11 protein-coding genes are annotated in these 6,764 nt (G+C 69.5%); 3 read left to right on the forward strand and 8 right to left on the reverse strand.

The annotated features are described in order from the left end of the window. Positions 1 to 182 (forward strand): MerR family DNA-binding protein (locus BEK98_RS45020; protein WP_167444435.1); only part of this gene is annotated, 182 nt, incomplete at its 5' end. Here the strand turns inward: BEK98_RS45020 and BEK98_RS45025 are convergent. Both BEK98_RS45025 and BEK98_RS45030 read right to left on the reverse strand, forming a co-directional pair. Then, complete coding sequence (locus tag BEK98_RS45025) at positions 169 to 357, reverse strand: class I SAM-dependent methyltransferase (RefSeq protein WP_143684253.1); 189 nt, start codon at positions 355 to 357, stop codon at positions 169 to 171. The two genes, BEK98_RS45020 and BEK98_RS45025, sit on opposite strands and share 14 nt — an antisense overlap. Beyond that, positions 354 to 1,205 (reverse strand): helix-turn-helix domain-containing protein, encoded by an 852-nt coding sequence (locus tag BEK98_RS45030; protein ID WP_208643415.1) that lies wholly within the window; start codon positions 1,203 to 1,205, stop codon positions 354 to 356. Before BEK98_RS45030 ends, BEK98_RS45025 begins: the two co-directional genes overlap by 4 nt. Before the next feature lie 98 nt (positions 1,206 to 1,303). Between BEK98_RS45030 and BEK98_RS45035 the strand changes: the two genes are divergently transcribed. After that, positions 1,304 to 2,740: an amidase gene (locus tag BEK98_RS45035; protein ID WP_094222634.1), complete on the forward strand. Its 1,437-nt coding sequence runs from the start codon at positions 1,304 to 1,306 to the stop codon at positions 2,738 to 2,740. A 29-nt stretch (positions 2,741 to 2,769) separates the two neighbouring features. Here the strand turns inward: BEK98_RS45035 and BEK98_RS49345 are convergent, their stop codons facing one another. From BEK98_RS49345 to BEK98_RS49355, 5 genes are all read right to left on the reverse strand, one after another. Continuing rightward, positions 2,770 to 2,913 carry a hypothetical protein gene (locus tag BEK98_RS49345; RefSeq protein WP_167444432.1) on the reverse strand — a complete coding sequence of 48 codons (144 nt, stop codon included), beginning with the start codon at positions 2,911 to 2,913 and terminating at the stop codon, positions 2,770 to 2,772. Positions 2,914 to 3,171: 258 nt separating this feature from the next. Further along, positions 3,172 to 3,396, reverse strand: coding sequence for a translation initiation factor IF-1 (gene infA / locus BEK98_RS45040; protein ID WP_010981942.1), 225 nt, complete (start codon positions 3,394 to 3,396; stop codon positions 3,172 to 3,174). Continuing rightward, the gene (locus BEK98_RS45045; protein WP_094222635.1) at positions 3,393 to 4,184 is read right to left on the reverse strand and encodes a GNAT family N-acetyltransferase; all 792 of its coding nucleotides are present in this window, start codon (positions 4,182 to 4,184) and stop codon (positions 3,393 to 3,395) included. Before BEK98_RS45045 ends, infA begins: the two co-directional genes overlap by 4 nt. Positions 4,185 to 4,317: 133 nt before the next feature. Then, the gene (locus BEK98_RS49350; RefSeq protein WP_167444433.1) at positions 4,318 to 4,587 is read right to left on the reverse strand and encodes a hypothetical protein; all 270 of its coding nucleotides are present in this window, start codon (positions 4,585 to 4,587) and stop codon (positions 4,318 to 4,320) included. 18 nt (positions 4,588 to 4,605) lie between these two features. After that, positions 4,606 to 4,824 carry a hypothetical protein gene (locus BEK98_RS49355; protein ID WP_167444434.1) on the reverse strand — a complete coding sequence of 73 codons (219 nt, stop codon included), beginning with the start codon at positions 4,822 to 4,824 and terminating at the stop codon, positions 4,606 to 4,608. Between the two features lie 135 nt (positions 4,825 to 4,959). Here BEK98_RS49355 and BEK98_RS45055 point away from each other — a divergent pair, with 135 nt between their 5' ends. Next, entirely contained in the window at positions 4,960 to 5,496 is a 537-nt protein-coding gene (locus tag BEK98_RS45055; protein ID WP_094222637.1) for a hypothetical protein, read from the forward strand. Between the two features lie 289 nt (positions 5,497 to 5,785). On the opposite strand, the gene BEK98_RS45060 is transcribed toward BEK98_RS45055, so the two are convergent. After that, a complete protein-coding gene (locus BEK98_RS45060) occupies positions 5,786 to 6,565 on the reverse strand; it encodes a class I SAM-dependent methyltransferase (RefSeq protein WP_094222638.1) in 780 nt (259 codons plus the stop codon). Positions 6,566 to 6,764: the final 199 nt, after the last annotated feature.

A 6,764-nucleotide genomic window follows, 5' to 3' on the forward strand; every position in this document is an offset into this window, starting at 1 on the left:
GCCATCCGCCCTGCGGTCACGTCACCGAACTCCTCGACCGGCACCTCGCCGACGTCGAGCACCGGATCGCCGAACTGGAAGCGACCCGCGCCATGCTGCGCGAGCTGACCCGCACCGCCTCCGCAACCGACCCCGCTACCTGCACCGAGGGCGACATCTGCCGCATCCTCACCGCCGGCTGAGCGGCCATGAGGGTGCTTGGGGAGAATTGACCAGCCGGCCCCACAGGTCCACGCCCACGACGTGTCCCGTCGGCAACCGCCTTACCGCCTCGATCAGCACCGCGCCGTGACCGCGGCCCAGGTCCAGCAGCTGCTCGTCACCCTTCAAGGCGGCCTGGTCCAGCTCCTGGGTCAAGACTTGGACAGGTATGCGGGGGCGGCCCACGCGACGTCGTCGACCGCAAGCCACGGCGCAACCGCAACGGCCGTGGGCGTCACACCGGCGAAGGCCATGACATCCCGATGGAGGTGGGACTGGTCGGCGTAGCCGATCTCCGCCGCGACCCGTGCGGCGCTGTGACCGGCGGCCAGACGATGGGCCGCGTGGTCGAAACGGACAAGCTGAGCGGCGCGCTTGGGGTTGAGACCGATCTGGGCCCGGAACCGGGACCACAGACGCTTACGGCTCCAGCCGACCTCGGCTGCCAGCCGCTCGACCCGAACCCCTCCCAGGTTCGTCACCATCTGCCCCCACACGAAGGCGATCTCAGGCGAGACCGTTCGGCCTGCCTGGTGTCGTCGAACGAGCGCGGCCTCCGCTATCGCGAACCGGTCGTCCCATGACCCGGCAGCACGCAGTTGCTCTTGGGTGCGCGCGGCGTCGCGGCCCCAGAGGTCGTCGAGGGAGACCACCGTCTCGCCCAACTCCGAGCAGGCGCCCAGCACCGCGTGCGCGACCGGCGGCGACAGCCGCACCTGCAGGCACTCGATGTCCCGGCCGCGCCCTCGAACGCCACCGGACGCAAGCCCCACGACGACGCTGCCGCTCTGCTGCCGGCCACTGAAGTCGTCGACGACGAGCGGTCCGTCGCCCAGATCGACGGCCACCGTGACAGCCGGGTACGGAACCACGCCCAGGTCAACGAGGTCGGTCGTACGGGCGCGGAATCCGGCCATGCTGACCCCCGGCAGCCGGCCGCGCCGCGACGGGGTGGCGATGTCCCACACCGACGCGGCGTCCTGGGCCGGCTCAGCGGAGCGCATGGCGCCAAGCTACGCGACATTCGTCCAAGACGCGCCGTCCGAGACGCGACGACGCTGACGGCCACGGTAAGTACCCGGACCGGAAAGGACCGTTCGTGATGCACTCGTCGATCGACCCGTTCACGCCCGCCGTCGAACTCGCCGCGGCAATCCGCCGAAAGGAGGTGAGCCCGGTCGAGGTGGCCGACTGCTTTCTCGAGCGGATGGATCAGCTCGACCCCCGGCTGAACGGGTTCTGTCACCGGGCCGACGACGACGTCCGCAAAGCCGCGTCGGCCGCAGCCGACGCAGTGGCGCGGGCCGCGTCGGCCGAAGATCTCCCGCCGTTCCACGGTGTCCCGCTGCCGGTCAAGGACCTTGTTGACGTGGCCGGATGGCCCACCACCCGTGGGTCCGCCGGCGCCGGGCAGGCACCGGCCGAGACGTCGGACCCGGTCATGCGACGGTTCATGGACGCGGGCTTCGTCCTGCTCGGCAAGACCACCACCTCCGAGTTCGGCAGCCTGCCCTTCACCGAGAGCGACGCCCTGGGCATCTCGCGCAACCCGTGGGACCCGGATCGTACGCCCGGCGGGTCATCCAGCGGAGCGGGCGCTGCCGTCGCCGCCGGGATGGCGCCCATCGCCCACGCGGAGGACGGCGGCGGATCGATCCGCATCCCGGCGTCGTGCAACGGCCTGGTCGGCCTCAAACCCACCCGCGGCCTGGTCACCAACGCCACCGTGGAGGTGGAGGGTCTCGCCACCAGCGGCGTGCTCACCCGCTCGGTGGCGGACACCGCGGCGGTCCTCGATGTGCTGGCGCGCCATGATCCGGCCGCGTGGTGGTCGCCTCCGACGCCTCGCACGTCCTTCGCCGCCGCGATGAGGGCGGACATGCCGACCGGGCTGCGGATCGGTGCGCTCACCGACTCCCCGATCGACGGGATACGCGTGCACCCGGCCTGTATTGCAGCCGTCGACGTCGTTCTTCGGACGCTCGAATCGGCCGGCCAGCACCTCGTCGACACCCCCCTTCCGCTGCCGCCGACCGACGAGCTGGTCGCGGCGTTCACGACCCTGTGGAACGTCGGCGGTGCCGGAATCGCGCTCGCGGAGCCGGACCGTGTCGAGCCGCACAATCGCGCCCTGCGTGAGGCGGCACGAGCGATCGACTCGTGGGCGTACGCGGAAGGGGTGCGGAAGACCCAGCAGTTGTCGCGGCGCATCGTCGAAGGCTTCCTCGCCGGCTTCGACCTCCTCGTCACGCCGACGATGGCCTGCCTTCCGCCGCTCGTCGGTGCCTGGCGGGCAGGCACCCACGACGATCCCCTGAGGGCCCTGCTGAACAGCTACCCGATGGGGGTGTTCACGTCGGTGTTCAACGTGACCGGCCAGCCGGCCATCTCCCTCCCCGTCCACCACGACGAGGCCACCGGCCTGCCCGTCGGCATCCAGATCGTCGCCGCACCATGGCGGGAGGACCTCCTGCTCCAGGTGTCTCGCACCCTGGAACTCGCACACCCCTGGACCGGTCGCCGCCCGCCTGTCAGCTGAGAACGGAGGCTGTTCCCGACGCCGGTCTGTCAAGCCGCGAGGGCACTGGGCGGCGACAGTTCGTAGCACCGGCAGTCGCGTAGGAGAACCCAGAGGACGTTGACGCGGCGGCGGGCGAGTGCGAGGACGGCCTGGGCAGCCCGTTTGTCGATGCCGGCCCAGATCGCGACCATGTGGTGCCTCCGTGCAGTGGTGTTGCTCGTGCCTCCCGTGGACGACCTCGCTGTCGATTCCCCACCAGCTCGTCACACGATCTCGTTGAACGGCCCTGTACTGCTGCCCCTGGAGCTGGGGTTCGGCCCGGGCCAGACCTGCCGGCGGCGGCTGGAGTGGTGGCCGACGCGGCCGTTCGAGCCGTCATGGGAGCCCCGGTCACGGAACGTCGTGACCGGGGCCCCAGGATCAGCTACCGCGGAAGGTGCCGACCGCCGCTAGTTCCGGTACCGGAACACGATCCGGCCGCGCGTCAGGTCGTACGGCGGAAGCTCCACCAGCACCCGGTCTTCCAGCATGATCTTGATGTAGTTCTTGCGGATCTTCCCGCTGATGTGCGCGAGCACCTGGTGGCCGTTCTCCAGCTCCACGGTGAACATGGCGCTGCGCAGGCACTCGACGACCTTGCCCTCGACTTCGATGACGTTCTTGTTCTTCGTCATCGCACCAGCTCCAGGTTGCTGCTCATCGGCCGGGCGCCGATGCCCTCGAACAGCGCCGAGGCCGCTTGGTTGGACTCGTGGACTTCGGTCCAGGCCGCGGCGAACCCGGAGCGGTGCAGCGTCCCCAGCGCGTGGGCCAGCAGCGCCCGCGCGATGCCGCGGCGCTGTTCGCCGGCCCGGACCGCGACCAGCCCGATGCGCGGCCGGTTCACCGTCACCACCCGGATCAGGCCCAGGTAGCGGTCCGGCGCCGCGGCCACCGCGTACTTCGACGGGTCGACGATGGTGTCGCCTTCGGGGCGGGGAATCACCTCCGCGGGCATCGACTGCCACCCGACGGTCGCCTCGACTTCGTCACGGATCGCACGGTCCACCGCCCGCAGCAGACTCTCGTCCGCCTGACCGGCGGGCACGATCGTCACGCCCGAAGGCGGCAGGACTGCTTCGAGGCCTGTCACCCGCGGGTCGGTCGGCACGTCGTACTCCCACTCGCGGCGCCGGATCGTGAAACCCGCCCGCCGCCAGCCGGCCGTCAGGTCGACGTCGGCTTCGTCGACCACCGTGTACAGCGGCGCCGGCAGTTCCGCCAGCATCGCCTCGGCGAGCCGGTCGAAGATGGCGTCGTGCCAGGCGTCGATGCTGACGAACAAGCGTCCGTCGGGCCGGTGCTGCGCATGCCCGCGGCCGACCACCAGGTCGTCATCCAGTGCATGCCATTGCCTGTCCGCGACGCGCGTGATCATCACCGCGTTCTCGCTCAGGCCAGATGTGAAAGGCTTTGTGTTCATCGGAGTCTCCTCCCAGGAGTGCCTCGATCTCAGGCGCTCCTGGCGACACCGAACGTCAGCCGCCGGACCGTGACGGGTTGAGGGAGCACCCATGGGTAACTGTGTTCACGGGGCTCACCTCCATACGACGACTTCACGGTCCACCGCGAAAGTAGCAGCGGGGCGCCGCCTCGCTCAATTCATTTCTTATGAGCTCGTAAGGCGACCATGATCCGGTCTTCTTGAGGCGTCTCCAGCAGATGAGGCTGCACGCCAACGAGAGGAAGGAGTCGTGGAGTTCGATACGTCGTTCCCAGCGGACCACGAGGCGCTTGAACTGGTGGAGCAGGGCGATGGTCTGCTCGACGACGTAGCGGAGCCTGCCCGGGCCCTTGATGTTCGGGGAGCCCTTGCGGGAGAGCACCGCCTAGAAGCGGCGGCGTCACAGCTCACCGCGCACGGCCTTCGAGTCGTACGCCTTGTCACCCAGGAGGCACTCCGGCCCGCCGTCGGGGCCGGCCGGGTCGTCCGGTGACGGGCGGGCCCGCTGCCAGCGGTCCACGCGCCGCCGGCAGGTCCTCATCCACTGGCCTCGGCCCCGGCGACCGCTTCTCCAGGGCAGCAGCAGCGGTTCGATCAGCGCCCACAAGTCATCGTCCACGATCACCACGTAGAAAGTTGAGTGGTGCAGCCACCACAAGGCCCTCCATCGGGATTCACCAGACCCCCGTCCGATCGGCGGTCTACCGTATGGATATGCCGCGCTACCCGCTGCGGTCGCATGAGGAGGAGTCCTGTGTCATCGCCCTGTGACCCCAAGTACGCTCCTGTCGGCGATGTGGGCGCAGCGCTCATGATGATCGACTCCCGGCTCAAAGCCGTCTACGACAGCAGGACTGAGACCGACCCCGAACAGCAGCAGATGGTCGACCAGTTCGCTGCCTCCTTGGGCCCCACGGGGGTCGATGCGCTGCTGGACGGCGTGTGCACGCTGATTTACATGTTCATGGAGTGGCTGCGGGCGGCCTGCGAGGACCACGACAAGGACGTCATCGAGTACCTGTTGCCCACCCTCGTGGCCACGATGCGCATGATGCCCAAGACCTTCCGTCCAGAGGTCATCCCCACCATGGCCGGCCTGCTCGTCGCCGCGAGCACCGGCCTGAGCCCCAATTTGTGGCGCGCACAGTACGGACGCTGGACCGACGCCGAGATGAATCCCCTGGAAGCCACGGCCGTCCTGCTCGCGGAGCGCATCAACCGGATCTCCGACGACCGCGACTTCGCCACCCGCTTGATCACCGAGGCTCTGTCCAGGTCGGACCAAGGCTGACGTGCAGCATCTTCGCGCGAAGCGCGGGACAACGGCCGATTTGCCTCGAAGACGCGCCTGCCGCATCCGAGTGGTCCGTCAGCACAGAGCTTCTGATCAGCGCGCTCAGGGGTGGTTGTCACCTGTATCTGGGCGCCTCAAGTGGCGAGCGAGCACGCGAGTTGGCGTTGGACAGCGCTGCAGCTCTCCGAGCGATGTGGACCGACTGACGGTGCCGGATGAGACTGCGGATGAGCCGTCTTGGTGAGACGGCGTGCGGCGTGTCATCGATCTTTGTCGACGTGATGCTTCACAGCCGCTGGACGCGCAGCACGCCGGTCAGCATCGGGAGGGTGAACGCACCGCGGGCGGTCTCCGGTCTACTCGCAAGGAAGGCGCGGATCCGGCTCAGCGTGGCCTCTTGCTCCTGTTCCGGCATGACCAGCACTCCCGCGCGCGTCGCAATGGTCGCGACGAGGGAGTCGGCGGTACGGCGCTGTCCGTGCGGGAACTCGGCCTGCTCCGGCGAGCCGAACCGGGCGGCCACGCCGGTCTTCGGAAGGTGTGCGTCGGCCGTCTCGGCGCGCCAGCTGGTGGGCGTGTCACGCGGGCCGATGGCCGCGCTCCCGCTGACCCTGGCGAGCCCGGCAACCCACTCGACGCGGTCGTCCATGACGTTCCACAGGCCGGCCAGGGTGCCGCCGGGTGCGAGGACCCTGGCGATCTCGGGTCCCGCGACGGCCATGTCGAACCAATGCATGGCGTTGCCGGCCAGCACGGCATCCACGGACGCGTCCGGTAGCGGTATCGCCTCGGCACTACCCGACAGAGCACGGACATCCGGCAACGAGCGGCGAAGCTCGGTCAGCATCGCCGGGTCGGGCTCGACCGCAACGACTTCGGCACCCAGCGCCACCAGCGTGGCGGTCAGCTTGCCGGTTCCGGCGCCGAGGTCGAGCACGCGCGGTCCGGGCGCGGACTCGAGTGCCCAGCGCACCGCGGCATGCGCGTAGTCCGGACGGTGCTCGGCGTATGCGACCGCCGCTGCGCCGAACGACGAGGCGTGGAGCAGCCGTTCATCCTGGTCCATGGGCTGACCGTATCCGTGCGGCTGGCGGTCGGCTACCCCGCCTGACCACTTCGGCGAGGGCCACCCGATAGCGCTGGTGGAGCCGGCATGGGCACGGCTGAGGTCACGGTTGACCATCGTGAGTTGTTTCGAGGCGATGGCGCGGATCGCGGGCCGCTTCGCAGGGGTCGGACCACGGCAGCGGGCTGGGCGGTTGGTG

Source organism: Streptomyces diastatochromogenes (assembly GCF_002242805.1).
Taxonomy (GTDB): domain Bacteria; phylum Actinomycetota; class Actinomycetes; order Streptomycetales; family Streptomycetaceae; genus Streptomyces; species Streptomyces diastatochromogenes.

Bases quoted from the DNA above. Each gene is read 5' to 3' on its own strand.
- BEK98_RS45030 (WP_208643415.1), bottom strand. From the start codon at position 1,205: ATGCGCTCCGCTGAGCCGGCCCAGGACGCCGCGTCGGTGTGGGACATC.
- BEK98_RS45035 (WP_094222634.1), top strand. From the start codon at position 1,304: ATGCACTCGTCGATCGACCCGTTCACGCCCGCCGTCGAACTCGCCGCG.
- BEK98_RS49345 (WP_167444432.1), bottom strand. From the start codon at position 2,913: ATGGTCGCGATCTGGGCCGGCATCGACAAACGGGCTGCCCAGGCCGTC.
- infA (WP_010981942.1), bottom strand. From the start codon at position 3,396: ATGACGAAGAACAAGAACGTCATCGAAGTCGAGGGCAAGGTCGTCGAG.
- BEK98_RS45045 (WP_094222635.1), bottom strand. From the start codon at position 4,184: ATGAACACAAAGCCTTTCACATCTGGCCTGAGCGAGAACGCGGTGATG.
- BEK98_RS45060 (WP_094222638.1), bottom strand. From the start codon at position 6,565: ATGGACCAGGATGAACGGCTGCTCCACGCCTCGTCGTTCGGCGCAGCG.